A 19227-nucleotide genomic window follows, 5' to 3' on the forward strand; every position below is an offset into this window, starting at 1 on the left:
AGAGGATTAAGAAAGCCACGCTATTAGTTTTCTGACGCCCTCTCTAAGGCGTTCCTCGTCGTCCGGCCTCGGCATGCCGCGGCTCTCAACTACATCAACGAGGTCAAACTTGCTCCTCGTTATGAGGGTCTCTATCTTCTTGCCAGCGACGCCGGCCCATCCAAAGGCTCCAACAATGAGAACCGGTTTTTCATAGTTGGCCTTGTCCAGCATCTCGTAGAGGGTGTAGCGTATCCTCGGATGTATCTCCGCCTCGTAGGTCGAGGCACCGATGATTATCGCCTCGCTGTCAGGGACTTCGCCGAGTATGTCGCTCACCGCCGGAGCTTCTTTGTCAGTGAACTTGTAGACGACGGGCTTCTTTCCGTGCTTTTTGAGCTCGTCTATGACGATCTCCATCCTCCTCTCGACGAAGCCGTACATCGAATCGTATATAACCAGAACCTTGTCCTTCGTTGGAATTCCGGCCCCAACTCTCTCGTAGTGCTCGAATATCCTGGCCGGGTTCTTCCTCCAGATAAGCCCATGCCCGGGGAGTATCATTTTTGCATTCTCAACTATGCCGAGGCTCTTGAGCTTCTTGATGTTCTGGACGATGTACTTGTGATAGTGCCCGATGACCGTAACGATGTACTTCGTCACGTGGGGGAGGTACTTTTTAACGACCTCCTCGTCGCTGTCGTCTATAGTCTCCGGAATCCCGTAGCCGCCGCCGGCGTCACAGCCAAACAAAAGCCTGTCCTCGACGATATAGGTAATCATAGTGTCCGGCCAGTGGAGCCAGGGGACGGTTATGAAGCGGAAAGTCCTTCCGCCGATTTGAATCTCCTCGCCGTCCTTGATGATGTGGAAGTTCTCGACAGCTTTCTCGCCGTAGAAGCCTTCTAAGAAGCGCTTGGCAAAGTTAGTGCCTATGAGCTTTGCCCGATAACCATTGGCCTCAAGGATCGCTGGAATCGCCCCGCTGTGGTCGGGCTCCGTGTGGTGGATTATAATGTGAGTTATCTCCTTCGGGTCAACGAGCTTCTTCAGGGTCTCAAGGAACTCCTCTGTGTAGTCCTTCTTCCAAGCGTCAAAGAGAACAACCGCATCGCCGGTCTTCATGAGGTAAGCGTTGTAGGTTATCCCCTCTGGGATGTCCCACGTTGCTTCAAAGTACCTTATCCTGTCGTCGTCAATCCTCAGAATGTAGAGTTCGGGTTCGTCGAGTATCTTTTCGACCCATATCTTGGGCATTTTCACCACCGAACCTATTTGGTGCGTGAGCATAAAAAACCTTTCTTAACCAAAAAGTTAGGGACAGAAATGGGTAGGGTTGAAAATTGGAAAAGGAACTCACCCTCCCTCCAAAAGCTTGAATATCTCCTCCAGGTCGGGCACTTCCCTTATCGGATAGACCTTGAAGAACGCAACTTTTCCTTCTTCGTCTATGAGGACGTTTGCCCTCTCCGAAAAGCCCTCCTTTTCGCAGAACAGGCCGTAGAGCTTCGCAACCCCTCCGTGCGGCCAGAAATCGCTCAGGATTCTAAGTTTCTTGAGGCCGATGTGCTCGGCCCAGGCCTTCTTGCTCGGCACGGGGTCAACGCTTATCCCAACGGGAACGACGTTCAGGCCCTCAAAGCGTTCGTGGTTCTCTTCCAGGGCTTTCATCTGCTTCTCGCATATCCCGGTCCACGCCAGCGGGTGGAAGGACAGCAGAACCTTCTTCCCTCTGAAATCGCTCAGTCTGAAATCCTCTCCGTTCTGATCCTTCAGAACGAAATCCGGGGCTTCTTCCCCAATCTTCATATGACACACCTCCAGTGCTTTCAAATTGGAAAAATGAAAGGTTCCTCAGAGCCTCTTACTCTCGAAGAACTTCTCAACGAGGTCCAGTCTCGGCTCGCGTTTCCACAGAGGTCGTTTATCCACCCGGTAAGCAGGAACGCTCTCCTCAAAGGTCGGTTTCTCGTTGATGTAGAAGATTCCTAAGGGTAATGGGTCTGTCTCTATCGCCCGCTTAAATGCCGCTTCCCTATCGTGCGGGTCGTGATCCTCCATCCAGTAGGTGTGCTCCCTGTACCATGCGTAGGTGTTCACCTTGTTGAAGCTGACGCACGGGTGGAGGATGTCGACTATTGCCAGGCCCCTGTGCCGGATTGCCTTCTTGATTATCTCGACGCTCTCCTTGAAGTAGCCCATGAAGGTTCTGGCGACAAAGGAGGCGTTCATGGCTATGGCCAGTGCCACAGGGTTGAAGGGCTCCTCAAAGACTCCCCACGGCTGGGTCGGAGTTTTCATTCCAATCATCGTCGTCGGTGACGCCTGTCCCTTTGTGAGGCCGTATATCTGGTTGTCGTGGATGAGGACGGTTATGTTGGGGTTGCGCCTTATGGCGTGGAGCAGGTGGTTGCCGCCTTCGGCATACATGTCGCCGTCTCCACCCTCGGCTATGACCGTCAGCTCGGGGTTTGCCGCCTTCACGCCGGTAGCTATAGGTATCGCCCTGCCGTGGAGCGTGTGGTAGCCGTTGGCATTGATGTAGTGGGGCATCTTCGCGGCCTGGCCTATTCCGCTAATTATCGCCACTTCACTCGGCCTTAGTCCGAGTTCTGCCAGGGCAGAGATGAGAATATTCCTTATACCGAAGTTTCCACAGCCGGGGCACCAGGCGACGTCCTCGCTTCCCGGCCTTCTGGGCTCAAAGGCCTCCCTGCCGGTGGGCAGATTCATTCTACCACCCCCTTCAGGGCATCAAAAACCTCTTCCACCGAAAACGGCCTCCCGTCGTACTTCAGAACCCTGTGGTGGACCTCGACGCCGAGCTCCTTCCTGAGAAGGTCTGCGAACTGGCCGGTGATGTTGTTCTCGACTACGATCACCGTCTTGTCCTCGAAGAACCGCTTCGTCCCCGGGTTGAGGGGGTAAACCCAGCTGAAGTGGAGCAAAGCAACGTCGTCCCTCCCGAGCTTCTCAAGGGCTTCCTCGACGACGTGGAGCGTCGAGCCCCACGAAACCACTAGGTATTTTGCGTCCTCATTCCCGAAGAGCTTCGGCAGGGGTGCGTTCTTCCTTATCGTTTCGAGCTTTTTAACTGCCCTCTTCTTCTGCATCTTTCTCGTAAGCTTGGCGTCCTCCGTTATGTCTCCCCACTCGTCGTGCTCGTTGCCGTTGGCTATGACTACTTCCTCGCCGTAACCGGGAACCGCTCTGGGAGAGATTCCGTCTTCCGTAAGCTCGTACCTCCGATAGCCGGGCTTTGCCTCAACGATGTGCCTCTCGAACCTCACCTTCTTCAGCTCTGGCTTTGGCAGGTTGTAGTAGGTGTCAACAAAATATTCGTCGGTGAGGATTATCACTGGAACCTGGTATTTATCGGCCAGGTTGAAGGCCTCGGCGCTGAGGTAGAACGCCTCCTCCATGCTCCCTGGCGCGAGGATTATCCTCGGAAAGTCGCCGTGGCCGGCGTAAAGGACGAGGTTTAGGTCGCCCTGCATCGTCCTCGTCGGCAGGCCCGTCGCGGGCCCGGGCCTCTGGGCGAGGTGTATAACTATTGGGTTTTCGGCCATTCCAGCTAAGCTTAGCGCCTCGCTCATGAGGGCAAAGCCTCCTCCTGAGGTGCTCACCATGGCTCTGGCCCCTGCGAACCACGCTCCGAGAGCCATGTTTATCGCCGAAATCTCGTCCTCGACCTGTTCAACCACTATCCCGAACTCTTCTGCGTGCTGTGCCGCGAAGGTCGAGACGCCAGTTGAGGGGCTCATCGGGTAGAAGCTGAGGAAGTTCATGCCTCCAGCTAAAGCACCTATGCCAACCGCTTCCGTTCCGCTGAGGAGGATTTCTTCCCTCACTTTTTCGTCCCTCTCGACCTCCACCCTTATCGTCCCTTCCTCGCAGAGCTTAACGCCCAGCTCGTAGCCCTTCTTTGCCGCTTCGATGTTTTTTCCAACAACGTTCTCGCCCTTGCTCCCGAAGCGCTTCCTTATGTACTCCTCGACCGCTCCAAAGTCGCCGTGGAAGAGGCCGACTATCAGGCCGGCGGCGGTCGTGTTAAGGTAGAGCTGGCTCCCCGTTTCGAGGGCGAGCTTTGTTAGAGGGACTTCCACGAGGTTTATGCTATCGAGAAAGCTCTCCTCGACGTTCTCCCTCTCGCCGAGGACGACGGTGTTCTCACTGATCCTGTGCGCGACCCAGCTCAGGACGCCCTGCTTGAATGGAACGAGGATGTCTATTCTTTTCACAAAAGCCCTGACGCGCCTTGAAGAAACGCGTATCTCGGTGGTGTTTATCCCGCCCCTCACGCGGGACATGTACTCCTTGTTTGCATAGACGTGGTAGCCGGAGCGCTTGAGCGCGTAAGTCAGGATTCCCTCAACGGTCTGAATTCCCTGCCCGGCCGCTCCGCCGAGAACTATGGAAACCTCACCACGGAACTCAGACATGGTACATCACTCCCACAGGTCTTCTGCCGGGGGTCTGCATTTCAATCAGCTTCGCCAGAAGTTCGAGCACAAAACGAAAACCCTTTCGGGCAGATTTCGGAACAAACTTGTTCACTTATAACCACCAAGATGTAATAATGTGCAAAACTATATAAAGATTACCGAGGTAATCAGGTTGGCTGGTCGATATGAACCGAAAAGAAAATGAACCCGAAGTTGCCATCTTTGCAGGTGGCTGTTTCTGGTGCATGGAGGAGGCCTTTGAGAGACTGCCTGGTGTAATTGAGGCGATAGCTGGCTACACCGGAGGCTGGGTCGAGAACCCAACGTATGAGCTGGTCTCTACCGGGGAAACCGGCCACCGCGAAGCCGTCAAAGTCATCTACGACCCTTCAAAGATTTCCTACGAGAGACTCCTGGAAATCTTCTGGAAAAACATAGACCCGACCGACCCGTACGGCCAGTTCGCCGACAGGGGCGAGCAGTACAGGACGGCGATTTTCTACCTAAATGACAAGCAGAGGACGTTGGCTGAAGAGTCCAGGAGGAGGCTTGGGCTTTCTGGAATCTTCGATGAGCCGATAGCGACGGAGATACTGCCTGCCAGGGAGTTTTATCCCGCTGAAGACTATCATCAGGGATACTATCTCACCTTTTCGGAGCACTACAAGCGCTACAAGCTCTATTCCGGGAGGCTCGGCTTCATAAAGGCCGTCTGGGAGGAGAACAGACGCTTCCGCCTGTTCCCGGAGAGGGAGCGCTACTGGCTCGGCTGGAGAAAGCCTGCCGATTCGGAGCTTAGGAAACTGCTGACGCCCCTCCAGTACGCGGTCACACAGCTCGGAGTCACCGAGAAGCCCTTCCAGAACGAGTACTGGGATCATCACGAGGAGGGCATCTACGTCGATGTGGTGTCCGGTGAGCCGCTCTTCAGCTCCCTAGACAAGTTCGACTCCGGAACGGGATGGCCGAGCTTCACTAAGCCCCTTGAGGAATGGGCGGTAGTTGAGGCCGAGGAGTGCGAGGGCTTCCTCTGCGGGAGGGAGGTGAGGAGTCGCTTCGCCGACTCTCATCTCGGCCACGTCTTTGAGGAGCCAACGCCGACCGGAAAGAGGTACTGCATAAACTCGGCCTCGCTGAGGTTTATTCCGAGGGAAGAACTGAGGAGGTACGGGTACATAGCCTACGAGCGGCTCTTCAGGCAAAACCCGTAACCAGAAGGTTTATCGCATCAACCGCAGACTAGGAACCATGTTGCGGTATCTGAAATATTCCGGAATAGCCGGCGGAGTAATCTACTGGCTCTTCGTTGCATGGGCGGTAAAAGAAAACCCGTGGTTCTCCTTCTGGGAAAACGCGCTCAGCGACCTTGGAACTGCCGAGGCGAACTTTCCGTGGATATATAACTACGGGTTGATGTTCACCGCGGTGTTTATTCTGGCGTTCTCGATATACTTAATAATCTCCGCGGAAAACAAGCTCGAAACAGTCGGGGGCGCTTACGTCAGCATCTCCGCCATCTTCCTTGCGCTCATCGGAGTTTTTCCCGGCGGAACGAGGCCCCATACCTTTGTCTCGACATACTTCTTCGTGCAGTTCTTCCTCGGGATGCTCATCTACGGGGCGGGTTCAAAGGACAGAGTTATTCGCTACGGTTCCGGGCTTCTCTTTGCACTCGCCCTGCTGGGGACTCTCGTAAGCTGGCCGTCGGTGGCGCTGATAGAGACCTACGAGATAGTCCTGATAATGGTCTTTACGGCTTTGGTCGCTCTCTCGGGTACCCATTAAAACTTGATCCTGGCCAAAAAGTTATACGGCCTTTTTTCTACATCCCTGTGTACGGGTGTGTTTCGCCGAGGAGGTCTTGCCATGCCGCCCCTTCCACCGCCGATAAGGGGGAGACCCGACGCCTGGAAGGAACTCGCCCCGGAAACTGCTGAAAAGGCCATAGAGACCGTGAAAAACGCTCTTCCCTTCTTCACAGCCGGAACGCCAATAGTCCACCGCGCACCCCATGGAACCCACGTTGATGTGCCCGTGATGTACCTGAGCTTCGCCATAGACAGGCTTCACTACAACCCCGAAACTGGAAACCCCCTCCCCAAGGGACTGCCCGGAGCGTACTCTGGTGAAATCGATCCTGCCGCGGTGAAGGAAAAGGCCGGGGAAATCCTCAAAGAGCTCCGCGTTCTTGATGCTGCAGAGTTTCGCGAGCCGGAGAACTGCTGGGTTGTTCCGGTGGCGTGGAAAAGCTTTATAATCTTGCACGTCCGCGTCTCGGTCGATGGCAGAGAGCTCGTTCCGGATTACGGACTTACAGAGGAGGTCAGGAGACACGGCATCTGAGAGGCTGAAAAGCTTTGCAAGGCGTGAATGGTTCCTTACGGCCCTAATAGTCCTTTACTTAGTCCTGCTCATCAACGACCGCTCTCTGCTCGTTAGAACTCCCTCCCTTATTGACTGGGAAAGCTTAGCCTTGATAACGTCCCTCGTACTGGTTTCAAAGGGTCTTGAGCTGTCCGGGGCATTTACCCGACTCTCGCTGGGACTCATAGGACTGTCCGGAGGTTCGGAGAGGAGGTTAATGCTCCTTCTCATCCCCCTCATAGCCCTCTCCTCGGCAGTGATAATGAACGACACGGCGATGCTCGTTTTCATTCCACTGGTCGTCATCACCGCCCGGCTCGCGGGAATAAACACCGCCCGTGCAGTTACGCTCTCGGCCATAGCGGCCAACGTCGGCTCTTCTCTAACCCCGATCGGCAACCCCCAGAACATCATAATCTGGAACGCCTATGGGATTTCCTTCGTGGGGTTCGTAACCCAAATGCTCCCCTTCGTCCTCCTCTGGCTCGTTATCCTCCTGCTCTTTACCCTAACCGTACAGAGAAAACGGCTTTCTGTGGGGGAACTGCCTCCCGTTGCCATCAGAAAGGGACTCCTCATTTCCTCGGCCTCTCTGCTGGTGGTTAACGTCGCATTGGCGGAAACCGGGAATTCGCTCTGGACGCTCCCCCTGACGCTGGCCGTTCTTCTCGTCTTTGGCAGGGAGGCTCTGCTGGGCTTCGACTGGGCCCTCGTGCTCACCTTTGCGTTTATCTTCATTGACTTCGGTGAAATCGCCCGCCTGATTTCCAGCTCTGCCATGCTCCCCTCCGGAGGGCTGGCGCTGTTCCTTGCCTCGGCAGGTTTGAGCCAGCTCATCAGCAACGTCCCGGCGACGGTGGTCTTCCTCGGTTCAAAACCGGAATGGCTTCCCCTGGCGCTGGGCGTGAACCTCGGTGGAACGGGAATAATAGTAGGCTCCCTCGCGAACCTCATAGCCCTCCGCATCTCCGGAATTGGTATAAAGGACTTCCACAGGTATTCAGTGCCTTATTTTCTTGCTATTTTAACAGTGTCTATTGTCCTCCTTTATTTATAAAGCCTCTCTTCGGGTTCCCAACTAATCCAGTTTCAATGAATCCAAACTTGTGAGCATTAGGCGCCCCTAATTTTTTGGTTTTCAAACTTCTATTTGTATGTTTACAAACAGAAAGTCTTAAATACTTCGGGTGTTCTGACGTTATTAGGACAGCCTAACGGCAATCCTCAAAAGTGTACAGGAGGGGATTCGATGAGGCTCTGCGAAGTTGAACCCGGAAGGAGTGTTCGGGTGAAGAGAATAACCGGTGGACCGGTTGGACGTTTTATGGAGATGGGTCTCCTGCCCGGAACGGAGGTAAAGGTCGTGAAGAGAGCTCCATTGGGGGACCCAATAGAGGTCATTGTCAGGGGATACAGGCTCTCACTCAGACTTGAGGAAGCAAAATATCTGGAGGTGGAGTGAATGCTTCCGCTGACGTTTGTTGAAGAGGGCAGGGAGGTCGTTCTTAGGGCCGTTCACGGCGGAAAGGGAATGGCGAAAAAGCTGACCGAGATGGGCCTCGTGCCCGGGACGAGGGTGAAAATCGTTAGAAACCAGCGTTGTGGTCCCCTGGTAATCAGGGTTAAGGATTCCGACCTCGCGATAGGTTGGCGTATAGCGACGAGAATTTATGTGGAGGTGGACGGAAATGGATGAGCTAACCCTCGCCATAATCGGAAACCCCAACTCAGGAAAAACCACACTCTTCAATGCCCTAACCGGGCTCAAACAGAAGGTCGCCAACTGGCCGGGCGTTACCGTTGAGAAGAAAGAGGGAGAGCTTGAAATCAAAGGCAAAAGGTTCAGGCTCGTTGATTTACCCGGTGTTTACAGTCTCGCGGCTCATTCCATCGATGAAAAAATAGCAAGGGACTTCATACTCAACGAGAGGCCTGAAGTTGTTATAGACGTTGTAGATGCCTCGGCACTTGAAAGAAACCTCTACCTGGCGCTCCAGCTCCTTGAAATGGGTGTTAAAGTCGTCATAGCACTTAACAAGATGGATTTGGCGGAAGAAAAGGGCCTCAGGATTGACCCCAAGAAGCTCGAAGAAGCTCTTGGTGTCCCCGTGGTTCCGACCATCGGAACCAAAAAACAGGGGATAGAGGAGCTTAAAGAGGCCATTTACAATGCCCTGAAAGCCAGCCCCTTGGAAATAAAGTATCCCTCCCTTGAGCCCTACATTGAGAGACTGGCAAAGATAATCGAGAACGACGAGAAATTTTCCAGGATGAACCCCCGTTGGGTGGCTCTGAGGCTTATTGAAGGCGACGAAGACATAGTAAAACTTGTTAAGGATAGCTCGGTGGGTTCACAGGCACTTGAAGAACTCAAAAAAATAATACAAGAGCTTGGCGGTGAGGATGAAGCAAAACTCAGAGTCGCCGATGCGAGGTACAGATTTGCCTCAGAGATTGCCAGAAAGGCCATAGTCGCGAGGGAAGAAAGATTAACGCTCACGGAGATGCTCGATGAGGTATTTACCCACAAGTACTTTGGAATTCCGGTTTTCATAACCTTCGTCTGGATGGCGTTCAAGTTCGCCCTCGACATAGCCGGACCCTTCATAGACATAACGGACATGTTCTTCGGCTGGCTGGCGGAGACGGTTGGTGGTGCGATAGGCAATGAAGTCCTCGCTTCTCTGATTGGTGATGGGATAATAGCCGGTGTCGGTAGCGTGCTCGTCTTCGTTCCCCAGATAGCGTTCCTCTTCCTTGCCTTTGCGTGGCTTGAGGATTCGGGCTACATGGCAAGGGCGGCATTCGTCATGGACAGGATAATGAGCCGCTTTGGCCTGCACGGAAAATCCCTCATTCCGCTCCTGCTCGGCTTCAGCTGTAACGTTCCGGCGGTGATGGCCGCGAGAACACTTGAAGATGAAAAAGACAGAATCCTGACCGTGATTGTGAACCCGCTGATGTCGTGCTCAGCAAGGCTGCCGGTGTACGCGCTCTTTGCTGGAGCATTCTTCGTTGGGAGGGAAGGAATGGTAGTAACGACAATGTACCTCATGGGAATAGCGTTGGCACTGGTCGTTGCACTAATCTTCAGGAAGACCCTTTTCAAGGGCGAACCTTCCCCGTTCGTCATGGAGCTCCCGCCCTACAACAGACCCAACTGGGGGCTCATACTGAGCGTAACGTGGACGAGGACGCAGAAGTTCCTGAAGAAGGCCGGAACCATAATCTTCGGAACGGTGGTGCTGATATGGCTGCTATCCGTTACCGGGCCTGGAGGCTACCTCGGGCCGGAGGCGTTTGAGAGTGCCGAGCTGCTTGAAAAGTCGTGGGTCGGCTTCCTCGGTCATGCTCTTGAGCCGCTCTTCAGGCCGATGGGATGGGACTGGAAAGCGGTTGCAGGGCTGATATTCGGGCTTTTGGCCAAGGAGGTTGTCGTTGGAACCCTTGGAATACTCCACGGCGTTGGTGAAGAGGGCCTGGCAGAGGTGCTAGTCGCGGCGGGGGATTTCACACCGCTTACGGCCTTCGCTTACATGGCCTTCGTGCTGATCTACGTCCCCTGTATAGCCACCATCGGTGCAATAAGGCAGGAGATTGGGGGCAAGTGGGCGGCTTTTACGGTGATTTATGAGATAGTCCTTGCCTACGTCGTTGCCCTCACAATAGTTCTCATAGGGGGTGCACTGCTATGATATTCGCAATAGCCCTGGTACTTGGCATTATCAACGTCGTCTATGGAATAGCAGAACTCATTGCATGGACTGGGAGGGAGCTCAGCCTTGGCATTCCCCTTTCTGGGGATCCATTCGTGGGCATAGCCCTGCTGACGGTTGGGGCAATATACATCACGGGCTTCAAAAAATACACAGAAAGAAACAGCAGGGCGGTAGCGTATCCCTACGCGGGTTCACTCCTCGGAACGGGCCTCGGAATCGTTGGGGCATTCATGATGCTGAGCGATGCCCTCAACGCCTACGTAATAGAGGGAACCTCCTGGAATCCTGTGGAGAGTGTGACCACGTACTTCGTCCTTGGCCTGCTCTCGGCCGCATTTTACATGTTTATAAAGAACCCACGCCATGGGGCATCACCGGGGGGAGGGGCATGAAGTGGGTCAAAACCCACCACTCCGCCCTTTCCCCTCTAAGAAGGTTTAAGAAACCCGTGGAGGTTTCCCTTCCAAAGCTCTACCGGAACAGGAAAGGTTTCGTTTATGTTCATGTGCCATTCTGTTTAAACAACTGCAGGTTCTGCATACTCTATCGGGAAAAGCCAAGTGTTCCCCTTGACTCCTACGTCAATGCCGTAAAGAGGGAACTTCAAAGGTTCAAATCCTTCAAAGCAAAGGTGGTTTACTTCGGCGGGGGAACGCCCACATTGCTGTCGGGTGAGCAGCTTGGAGAGATAATTGATTCGATTAGAGGAAAATCCCGACCGAAGGAGATAACAGTCGAAACGACGGTGAGGGAATTCACGAGAGAGAAAGCCGAGGAGCTCGTATCTCTCGGTGTGAACAGGGTTAGCTTTGGAATCCAGACGTTCAACGAAAAGAAAAGACTTTTCCTCGGCAGAAAATCCGGACTGGATGAGATAATCAAAAAGATTGAGCTGGCAAGGGAGCATTTCATAGTCTCGATAGATTTGCTCTACGATTTGCCCTATGGGAACACGCTCATTGATGACATCAGAACAGCGATAGAACTCGGCGTTGATGGATTATCCATTTACCCGCTGGAGCATACTGGATACACAAAAGATTACCCCCATCCATCGGTTGAAGAAAACGAGAGGGACTTTCTGAAAGCATACGAAATCCTAAGGGAAAACGGTTACGGGCACATCAACATGAACCACTTCACCAGTGGGAAGGACGAATTCTTATATTCGAGGGTATTTACTCGGCCATGGATACCTCTCCTCGGGATTGGATGTGGGGCTGGAGGACATGTGGACTTTTACCAGACCTTCCACCCGCCGGGAGTTAGAGCCTACATCCAAAACCCGTACAGAGTAATGATCTTCGCGAGCGAGTCATTTGAAGTGGAAAGGTTCCTGTCGGGGTTATTTGAAGGTGAGCTTGAATTGGGAGAATGTGGTTTGGAGGAATTTCCCTCCCTGAAGCTGGCCATTGAAAAAGGCTGGGGCGTTTTTGATGGGAACGGGTTTAGGTTAACTCCCAGAGGGCTCTTCTGGGCCAACACTTTGGCGTACATGATGTGCCTCGATTATCTGCGGAACCGCTTTTGCGAGTTTTCCAGCTCATCTTTAAAAACTGAAAGTGGTGAAGTCGTATGAAAAAACTAGTTGGCATATTCCTTGCGGTGCTGATAGTTTTTTCGACCGGCTGTCTGGGTGGAGGAGAAGAGGCTCCCTCAGAGACACTACAGACTAAGGAGGAATCTCCCGTCCAAGAAACGTCCCCCACACAATCCGCCAGAGAGGGATCCCCAACGAAAGTTTCGCCAACTCCCACAGCTCCCGAAGGGACTTCCCTGACCGATGCCGTGGGCAGGACAGTAGAACTCGAACTCCCGGTTAAACGGGCGATAGTGCTCCCCTCAACGGCCCTTGAAGTCGTCCACATTCTTAGGGCTGAAGAGCAAGTTGCTGGAGTTTCTATGGCCGTGATGAGGAACGGTCTCCTGCCAGAAAGCCTGAAGGCAAAGCCCATTGTTTCGAGAAGCGTCACAATAGAGGACTGGGAGAAGGTGATAGAGCTCAATCCGGACGTCATAATAAACCTGCACTTTTCCGGCATGTTCAATCCCGAGGAGTTCGCGAAGAAGGCCGAAAACCATGGAATACCCGTGGTGTTCCTCAGGGAGGAGAAGCTTGAGGACGTGGCCAAGACCTTCGAGATAATGGGCAAACTCTTCAGAAAGGAAGACAGGGCTAAAGAGTTCATGGACTACTTCAATGCCCAGGTAAACGAGGTTAAGGAGATATCGGCACAGATCGGGGAAAGAAGGATGGTCATAATAATCCAGCCGATAATGGGCAAGCTCTACCTAATCAACGGCAACGACATTCTCGCCGAGGTGGTCAGGCTTATCGGCGGTGAATACGCGGTTAACGTAACCGTTCAGGGCAGAATGCCGGTTAGGGTGCAGATGGACAAGGAGAAGATAATAAGCAACTACAAAGACGTGGACGTGATTATACTCACGACCAGCCCCATGACCAAGCCCGAGGACGTTGAGAAGCTGAAGGAAGAGATGCTCAACGACGCGGTCTGGAAGGGTATGAAAGCCGTCAAAGAAGGCAGGGTTGTAGTTCTCAGAAGCGACCTTGGCAAAGGTTCCTACTTCCGCTGGGGTCCGAGGATGGCGGTGGGAATGTGGCAGGTCGGCAGGGCCGTATATCCGGAACACTACCCTGACTGGAAAGATAAGGAGAAGGAGTTCCTTGAGAGGTTCTACGGACAGGGGTGAGCGGGATGGAACACTACAAGAGAATGCCTGTGAGCTCTTCCATATTTGGAAAGGCTTTCTTCGTCTTCCTTCCAATTTTGGCCATTTTCCTCGGGATATTCGTTGGTAGCTACCCGACCAATCCGTTCTCGCTCGATGAAATTGGAAAAACCATCATAATGAACATCCGCCTTCCGAGAACTTTGCTCGCCGTTTCCGCTGGAATAGGGTTGAGTCTGGCTGGAATGACCTTTCAGGCTGTTTTCAGGAATCCCCTCGTTGAGGGTTCCCTCCTCGGCGTGAGTGCCGGTGCGGCGGTTGGTGCGGCCTTGGGCTTTGCCTTTCTGCCCCAGTTTGGGATAACCCCATTGGCGCTCCTCTTTGGAATGGTGGCGGTTGGTTTCGCCTACATGATAGCGAGGATGGGTGGCAGACTAACCCCCGTCTCACTCATCCTCGGTGGCGTCATAGTCTCGGCCCTCTTCTCGGCAGTGCTCTCAATACTCCTGATTCTCCTGCCCAATGAGGGCCTTTCTGGAATAGTCATCTGGATGATGGGCAGCTTCTCAAACGCCGAGTGGTGGATGATAAAGTATTCCCTTCCTGCAGTCTCAATAATCGGGGTTGTGATATACCTCCTCTCCTTCAAGCTCGACGTCCTGAGCCTCGGTGAGGAAGCGGAACTGCTGGGAGTTAACTTGACCCTGTGGAGGACAATCTTTGTTTTCCTTGCCTCGGCGCTCGTTGCGTGCATAGTGTCATTCACCGGAATGATTGGGTGGGTCGGTCTCGTGGTTCCCCACATAGCGAGAATGATTGTCGGGCCTGAACACTCCAGTCTAACCCCGACAGTCGTTTCAATTGGGGTAACCACCACCGTGATGGCGGACGTGCTCGTTAGACTGCTTCCTTTCGACGTTCCGGTTGGTATCCTAATGACGCTAATAGGAGTCCCGTTCTTCGCATACCTGCTCAAAAAAACGGGGGGTGGATGGAGTTGAAGGCACTCGTTGTTTACGCAACCAGGTACGGCTCGTCAAAGAGGGCCGCGGAGATAGTTGGAAAAACCCTCGGAGAAGGAACGGAGATTGTTAACGTGGAAAAGTTTCCATCGCCAGAAAGCTATGACCTCGTGGTCTTCGTCGCCCCAATCTACGGCGACGGGCCGCTAAAGCCGATGATGGAGTACATCGAGAGGTACAAAGAGAAGCTGGAGGAAGTTCCCAAGGCGTTCCTCCTTCTCGCGCTCGATACATCCGGTGTGGTCTTCAGAGGGGAGCTCCACGGGGGAATACTCTACTCAAAGCCGCTGGTTGAAGCCTTCGAGGTGCCCCCTTTTACGGCAAGCTCGTTGGGGGCGAGCTCGACCCGGACAAGCTCGATGACCACGACAGAAAAGTTCTCGAAAGGGTTTACTCAATGATAGGGGGCAAACTTGAGAAGAAGAGTCGTTTCAGCGAGGAAGAGATTGAGGCGTTCGCAAAGAGATTGAAGAGGTTCTACGAGATGTTCGGAAAAGATTTCCGGAGGGGAGGAGATGTTAAAGGCTGAGAACCTGAGCTTCTCCTACGGCTCTTTTTCCCTTGAAGATGTGAGCATTGAGGTGAAAGAGGGAGAAATACTGTCCCTCCTCGGGCCGAACGGAGCCGGAAAGAGCACCTTACTCAAGCTCATGTTTGGAATCCTGAGGCCACATAAGGGGGAAGTGCTCGTTGATGGACACAACGTGCTGGAGCTCCCGGTTAATGAAAGGGCTAAAAAGATCGGCTTTGTTCCTCAGAAGCATCACCCGGCCTTCGCTTTCAGGGCGATTGACTTCGTTCTCCTCGGTGCGGCACCTGAAATAGGCCTCTTTGGAGCCCCAACCAGAAAACACCGGAAAAGAGCATACAAGCTGTTGAGGATGTTCGGGCTTGAAAAGTACGCCGGGAGGCCTTACACTTCCCTCAGTGGTGGCCAGATGCAGCTTTTGCTGATTGCGAGGGCACTCATGATGGACCCAAGATACCTCCTTCTCGACGAACCGATAAACCACCTCGACCTTAGAAACGCCATTCTCGTCATGAAAAAGATTCAGCAGCTCGCAAAGAACGGGGTGGGAGTGGTGATGGTTCTCCACGACCCCAACATGGCAGCACTGTTTTCGGACAGGGTTTCGATAATGAAAGATGGCAGAATTCTGCAAACGGGAACGCCGGAGGAAATACTGAGGTGCGAAGTCCTTGAGTGCGCCTACGAGACTAAGTTCCTCGTCGTTGATGACCCGGTCAGGGTTGTAGTGCCCCAGGTGGTATAAATGCTGAAGGATGTGCTCCGGCTTATTGAAGAGGGAACGAGCAATCCAAAGGAGATTGCCAAAAAACTCGGCGTAGAGGAAGAAAAAGTCCTCGGGGCAATAGAGATTTTAAAGTCTCTGGGTTATCTTAAGTCTAATGAGCAGGAGAGCTGCTCCGCCTGTCCGTTAAAGAACCTGTGCCCGACTTCTTGCTCCCCAGGAGACAGGGTTCTCTACTTTGAGCTCTCGCGATGATTTTTTCTGTTTCTTTGATGTCAGCAGTCCTTATCGGGAAAAGTTTATAAGACATTTGCACAACTGCTCAAATGTAGAGGTGATGAAAAATGACCGAAGTGTGTAAGGTGTACGAGGAACATCTGGACAGAATCCTGGAGGCCCAGGCAAATCTGCCGGAGGATGAGGTTGTGTTGGAGGTAGCGGACTTTTTCGATGCCCTCGGGAACCCGACGAGGCTTAAAATCCTGCTCGCGCTAATGGAAGCCGGAGAGCTCTGTACCTGTGATTTATCCGCGATAACCAGGCTCTCCGTATCCGCTATTTCGCACCAGCTTCGCATCCTCAAGGACAGGAAGATCGTAACTTACCGCAAGGACGGCAAGAACGTCTTCTATCGCCTCGACGACGAGCACATCAGGGATATACTGAGAACCGCCCTCGCGCACCTCTCGGAGGTGAAGTGATGGCTACCAAACTCAAGCTTGAGGGACTCGACTGCGCGAGCTGTGCATACGAGATAGAGGAGGCCCTCAAGAAGGAGGGCTTCGAGTTCGCCGTTGTGAATTTCACCACCAAGGAGGCCATCATAACGGGTGATGTTGAAAAAGCGAAAGAGATCATCAAGAAGGTCGAGCCGGACGTTGAGGTCATGGAGGCTGACGAGCACGGTCATGAACACGCTCACGACCACGGAGAAATGAACTGGAAGACGGTGTACCAGATCGGGGTTTCTCTGGCCCTGTTTGCGATAGGCATAGTAATGCGCTACTACTACGGCATAGACGACGCCCTCGTCTTCGGCATCTTCCTTGCCAGCTACCTCATATCCGGCTGGAGGGTTTTAAGGAGCGCAGTTGTCAATTCTCTTCACGGCAACGTCTTTGACGAGAACTTCCTCATCGCGATAGCCACCATAGGGGCCTTCCTAATCCGGGAGTATCCGGAAGGAGTGGCGGTGATGCTCTTCTACGTCGTGGGAGAGTTCTTCCAGGACATGGCCGTGGACAGGTCAAGGCGCTCGATAAAGGCACTGCTTGCCCTTAAGGCTGAGTATGCAAACCTGCTCAGGAACGGTGAGGTTATTCAGGTAAAGCCGGAGGAGCTGGAGGTTGGGGACGTTATCATTATCAAGCCCGGCGAGAGGGTCCCCGTTGATGGACTCGTGATTGAGGGCGACTCAACCGTTGACGCCTCCGCTTTAACGGGGGAGAGCGTTCCCAGGACGGTGAAGGAAGGGGAGGAAATCCTGTCGGGCATGGTCAACCTATCAGGCGTCCTTAAAGTTCGGTGACCAAGGAGCTAAGCGAGTCAACAATCTCTCGCATCCTCGAGCTCGTCGAAAACGCCAGCGCCAGAAAGGCCAAGACCGAGAAGTTCATAACGCGCTTCGCCCACTACTATACGCCTGCCGTCGTCGGCATGGCGGGGCTCATAGCCACGGTTCCGCCGCTGATTACGGGAGATCCATTTTCAACGTGGGTTTACAGGGCGCTGGTTCTGCTCGTGATTTCGTGTCCGTGTGCGCTTGTCCTCTCAATCCCGCTCGGCTACTTCGGGGGTATCGGAAGGGCCGCCAGGGAGGGCATACTCGTCAAGGGCTCCAACTACCTCGATGCCCTCAAAGATGCCAGCATCGTCGCCTTTGACAAGACCGGCACGCTGACCAAGGGGGTCTTCAAGGTCACCAAAGTGGAAACGAGGAACGGCTTCAGCGAGGAAGAAATCATCAGATTCGCGGCTCTGGCGGAGGCCCACTCGAACCACCCGATTGCCAAGGCGATACGTGAAGCTTACGGTGAGGAAATCAACGAGGCGGAGATAGTCGAGTACGAGGAGATAGCCGGCCACGGCGTCAGGGCGAAGATAGATGGCGTGGAGGTCATGGTCGGAAACGACAGGCTTTTGCACCGCTTTAACATCGAGCACGACACGTGCAGGGTTAAGGGAACGGTGGCCCACGTCGTCATCAACGGAAAGTACGCCGGCTACATAATAATCTCGGACGAGATAAAGGAGGACGCCCCGCTCGCTGTGAAGGAGCTCAAGCGCCTTGGCATCAGGAAGGTCGTCATGGTCACGGGGGACAGCAGAGACGTTGCCGAGGAGATAGCGAGGCAACTCGGGTTAGACGGCTTCTATGCGGAGCTCCTGCCGGAGGACAAGGTGAGGGTAATAGAAGAACTTGAGGCGGAGAAAGGGGACGGAAAGGTCGTCTTCGTGGGAGACGGAATAAACGACGCCCCAGTCTTGGCCAGGGCCGATGTGGGCGTTGCGATGGGCGCGCTCGGAAGCGACGCGGCAATAGAGACTGCTGACGTCGTCATAATGGACGACAAGCCGTCCAAGCTGCCGAGGGGTATCAGGATAGCCAGGAAGACGCAGAGGATAGTGTGGCAGAACATAATCTTTGCCTTAGCGGTTAAACTGTCCTTCATAGGCCTCGGAATCCTCGGGGAGGCGACGATGTGGGAGGCGGTATTTGCCGACGTTGGTGTCGCCCTCATAGCGGTCTTCAACGCGATGAGGATTCTGAGGTGAAGCTCTCTGTTTTTATCTTTCTCTCTTCAGTTCCTTCACCATTCTGTAGAACTCATAAGTCCGCCCCTCGAGTCCTACGGTGTGCTCCCTCTCAACGGAGTAGCCGAGCTTTTTGTAGACGGCAATGGCGACCTTGTTTTCCCTCTCAACGTCGAGGGCTATCCTTTTTGCCCCGCTCTCCCTCGCCAGCTCCTCAGCCTTCAGCATCAGGGCCTTTCCTATCTTTCTCCCGCGAAATTCTGGATAAACGGCAACGTTGCTGACGTAGTAGTCCCCTTCTTCAAGCCTGCCGGAGCCCCCTCCAGCGCTCAGAAAAGCCGGGAGCCTCTTTAGAAAGTCGAAGCCAAGGGTCTTCATCATCAGCCAGCCCGTTCTTTTCTCCTCCCTCTCTTTGGTCTTCCAGTCGTAGCTCAGGAGCATTCCGGCTATTTGGCCTTCGTAAACCGCAAAGACAACGTGCTCGTGGCTGAAGAGGTTGGCCTTTTCAATGAAGAGCCTCTCGAAGACCTCCCGGAATTTCGGCCCGAGGAGTGCCGGAAAGTACTCCGGCGCGGAGATCTCCATAAGCCTCACGAAGTGCTCGGCCTCGGTTTTCTTCCCTTCTCCGGTCGTGAGAATTATCTTGGTCATAATAATTTTTATGAGTGGTTTTCATTAATAATCATTTTGGGAGCGGTGCACCTATGGCGATCAAAATGCAGGTACTCAAGAGGTTCCTCTCCACACTTTCTCTGGGCTACATTCTCTTCTTCTACTCGGAGATGATGTCCTGGACGCGGTGGAGGCTGGATGATACCTTCTTGGGACTCATAATGACGTGGCTTGTCTATTCGGTTCTGGCCTTCTTTGTGCTGCTCATGGTGAATCGATTCAGGGTAGGGGACGTTTACTCAGTTTCCTTGTGGGGCGGTCTTTGGTTGGCTCGTTGATGGCCTCACCAGGTTAGCGAGTTTTGGGTTCTCTTTTACTCAATTTG

The 19227-nt window shown here is 53.6% G+C and carries 22 protein-coding genes and 1 pseudogene; 18 read left to right on the forward strand and 5 right to left on the reverse strand.

Annotated elements, in window-relative coordinates; all coding sequences use genetic code 11:
- Positions 1-6: 6 nt before the first annotated feature.
- From FH039_RS06780 to FH039_RS06795, 4 genes are all read right to left on the reverse strand, one after another.
- Positions 7-1236, reverse strand: a complete 1230-nt coding sequence (locus tag FH039_RS06780) for an FprA family A-type flavoprotein (protein ID WP_139681712.1) — start codon at positions 1234-1236, stop codon at positions 7-9.
- A 99-nt stretch (positions 1237-1335) separates the two neighbouring features.
- A complete protein-coding gene (locus tag FH039_RS06785; RefSeq protein ID WP_139680707.1) occupies positions 1336-1788 on the reverse strand; it encodes a peroxiredoxin in 453 nt (150 codons plus the stop codon).
- 45 nt (positions 1789-1833) lie between these two features.
- Positions 1834-2712 (reverse strand): thiamine pyrophosphate-dependent enzyme, encoded by an 879-nt coding sequence (locus FH039_RS06790; RefSeq protein WP_139680708.1) that lies wholly within the window; start codon positions 2710-2712, stop codon positions 1834-1836.
- A complete protein-coding gene (locus tag FH039_RS06795) occupies positions 2709-4421 on the reverse strand; it encodes a 2-oxoacid:acceptor oxidoreductase subunit alpha (protein WP_139680709.1) in 1713 nt (570 codons plus the stop codon). The genes FH039_RS06790 and FH039_RS06795 overlap by 4 nt, the downstream gene beginning before the upstream one ends.
- Before the next feature lie 188 nt (positions 4422-4609).
- Between FH039_RS06795 and msrA the strand changes: the two genes are divergently transcribed.
- The 17 genes and pseudogenes from msrA (at position 4610) to FH039_RS06870 (ending at position 18251) form a co-directional block, all read left to right on the forward strand.
- Entirely contained in the window at positions 4610-5635 is a 1026-nt protein-coding gene (gene msrA, locus FH039_RS06800) for a peptide-methionine (S)-S-oxide reductase MsrA (protein WP_139680710.1), read from the forward strand.
- Positions 5636-5672: 37 nt separating this feature from the next.
- On the forward strand, positions 5673-6209 hold the full coding sequence (locus FH039_RS06805; RefSeq protein WP_206206145.1) for a DUF998 domain-containing protein: 537 nt from the start codon (positions 5673-5675) through the stop codon (positions 6207-6209).
- 81 nt (positions 6210-6290) lie between these two features.
- On the forward strand, positions 6291-6767 hold the full coding sequence (locus FH039_RS06810) for a hypothetical protein (RefSeq protein WP_139680711.1): 477 nt from the start codon (positions 6291-6293) through the stop codon (positions 6765-6767).
- Positions 6706-7845, forward strand: a complete 1140-nt coding sequence (locus FH039_RS06815; RefSeq protein WP_139680712.1) for an SLC13 family permease — start codon at positions 6706-6708, stop codon at positions 7843-7845. Before FH039_RS06810 ends, FH039_RS06815 begins: the two co-directional genes overlap by 62 nt.
- A 192-nt stretch (positions 7846-8037) precedes the next feature.
- Positions 8038-8250 (forward strand): FeoA family protein, encoded by a 213-nt coding sequence (locus FH039_RS06820; RefSeq protein ID WP_139680713.1) that lies wholly within the window; start codon positions 8038-8040, stop codon positions 8248-8250.
- Positions 8251-8484 carry a FeoA family protein gene (locus FH039_RS06825; protein WP_139680714.1) on the forward strand — a complete coding sequence of 78 codons (234 nt, stop codon included), beginning with the start codon at positions 8251-8253 and terminating at the stop codon, positions 8482-8484.
- Positions 8477-10483 carry a ferrous iron transport protein B gene (gene feoB, locus FH039_RS06830; protein WP_139680715.1) on the forward strand — a complete coding sequence of 669 codons (2007 nt, stop codon included), beginning with the start codon at positions 8477-8479 and terminating at the stop codon, positions 10481-10483. Before FH039_RS06825 ends, feoB begins: the two co-directional genes overlap by 8 nt.
- A complete protein-coding gene (locus FH039_RS12140) occupies positions 10480-10899 on the forward strand; it encodes a hypothetical protein (RefSeq protein ID WP_168188382.1) in 420 nt (139 codons plus the stop codon). The genes feoB and FH039_RS12140 overlap by 4 nt, the downstream gene beginning before the upstream one ends.
- The gene (locus FH039_RS06835; RefSeq protein WP_168188383.1) at positions 10896-12086 is read left to right on the forward strand and encodes a coproporphyrinogen-III oxidase family protein; all 1191 of its coding nucleotides are present in this window, start codon (positions 10896-10898) and stop codon (positions 12084-12086) included. Before FH039_RS12140 ends, FH039_RS06835 begins: the two co-directional genes overlap by 4 nt.
- On the forward strand, positions 12083-13222 hold the full coding sequence (locus FH039_RS06840) for an ABC transporter substrate-binding protein (RefSeq protein ID WP_139680717.1): 1140 nt from the start codon (positions 12083-12085) through the stop codon (positions 13220-13222). Before FH039_RS06835 ends, FH039_RS06840 begins: the two co-directional genes overlap by 4 nt.
- A gap of 5 nt (positions 13223-13227) precedes the next feature.
- On the forward strand, positions 13228-14202 hold the full coding sequence (locus FH039_RS06845) for a FecCD family ABC transporter permease (RefSeq protein WP_240703184.1): 975 nt from the start codon (positions 13228-13230) through the stop codon (positions 14200-14202).
- Complete coding sequence (locus FH039_RS06850; protein WP_139680718.1) at positions 14193-14624, forward strand: flavodoxin domain-containing protein; 432 nt, start codon at positions 14193-14195, stop codon at positions 14622-14624. Before FH039_RS06845 ends, FH039_RS06850 begins: the two co-directional genes overlap by 10 nt.
- The gene (locus FH039_RS12480; protein ID WP_276607299.1) at positions 14621-14752 is read left to right on the forward strand and encodes a hypothetical protein; all 132 of its coding nucleotides are present in this window, start codon (positions 14621-14623) and stop codon (positions 14750-14752) included. Before FH039_RS06850 ends, FH039_RS12480 begins: the two co-directional genes overlap by 4 nt.
- Entirely contained in the window at positions 14739-15497 is a 759-nt protein-coding gene (locus FH039_RS06855) for an ABC transporter ATP-binding protein (RefSeq protein ID WP_139680719.1), read from the forward strand. The genes FH039_RS12480 and FH039_RS06855 overlap by 14 nt, the downstream gene beginning before the upstream one ends.
- Positions 15498-15731 (forward strand): DNA-binding protein, encoded by a 234-nt coding sequence (locus FH039_RS06860; protein ID WP_139680720.1) that lies wholly within the window; start codon positions 15498-15500, stop codon positions 15729-15731. It begins immediately after the preceding gene.
- An 89-nt stretch (positions 15732-15820) separates the two neighbouring features.
- Positions 15821-16177, forward strand: coding sequence for an ArsR/SmtB family transcription factor (locus tag FH039_RS06865; protein WP_139680721.1), 357 nt, complete (start codon positions 15821-15823; stop codon positions 16175-16177).
- Positions 16177-18251, forward strand: a pseudogene (locus tag FH039_RS06870) (heavy metal translocating P-type ATPase). The gene FH039_RS06865 and the pseudogene FH039_RS06870 overlap by 1 nt, the downstream one beginning before the upstream one ends.
- Positions 18252-18263: 12 nt before the next feature.
- On the opposite strand, the gene FH039_RS06875 reads toward FH039_RS06870, so the two are convergent.
- Complete coding sequence (locus FH039_RS06875) at positions 18264-18881, reverse strand: GNAT family N-acetyltransferase (protein WP_139680722.1); 618 nt, start codon at positions 18879-18881, stop codon at positions 18264-18266.
- A 53-nt stretch (positions 18882-18934) separates the two neighbouring features.
- On the opposite strand from FH039_RS06875, the gene FH039_RS06880 reads away from it, so the two are divergent.
- Positions 18935-19180: a hypothetical protein gene (locus FH039_RS06880; protein WP_139680723.1), complete on the forward strand. Its 246-nt coding sequence runs from the start codon at positions 18935-18937 to the stop codon at positions 19178-19180.
- Positions 19181-19227: the final 47 nt, after the last annotated feature.

The organism is Thermococcus indicus (genome assembly GCF_006274605.1).
GTDB classification, from domain to species: domain Archaea; phylum Methanobacteriota_B; class Thermococci; order Thermococcales; family Thermococcaceae; genus Thermococcus; species Thermococcus indicus.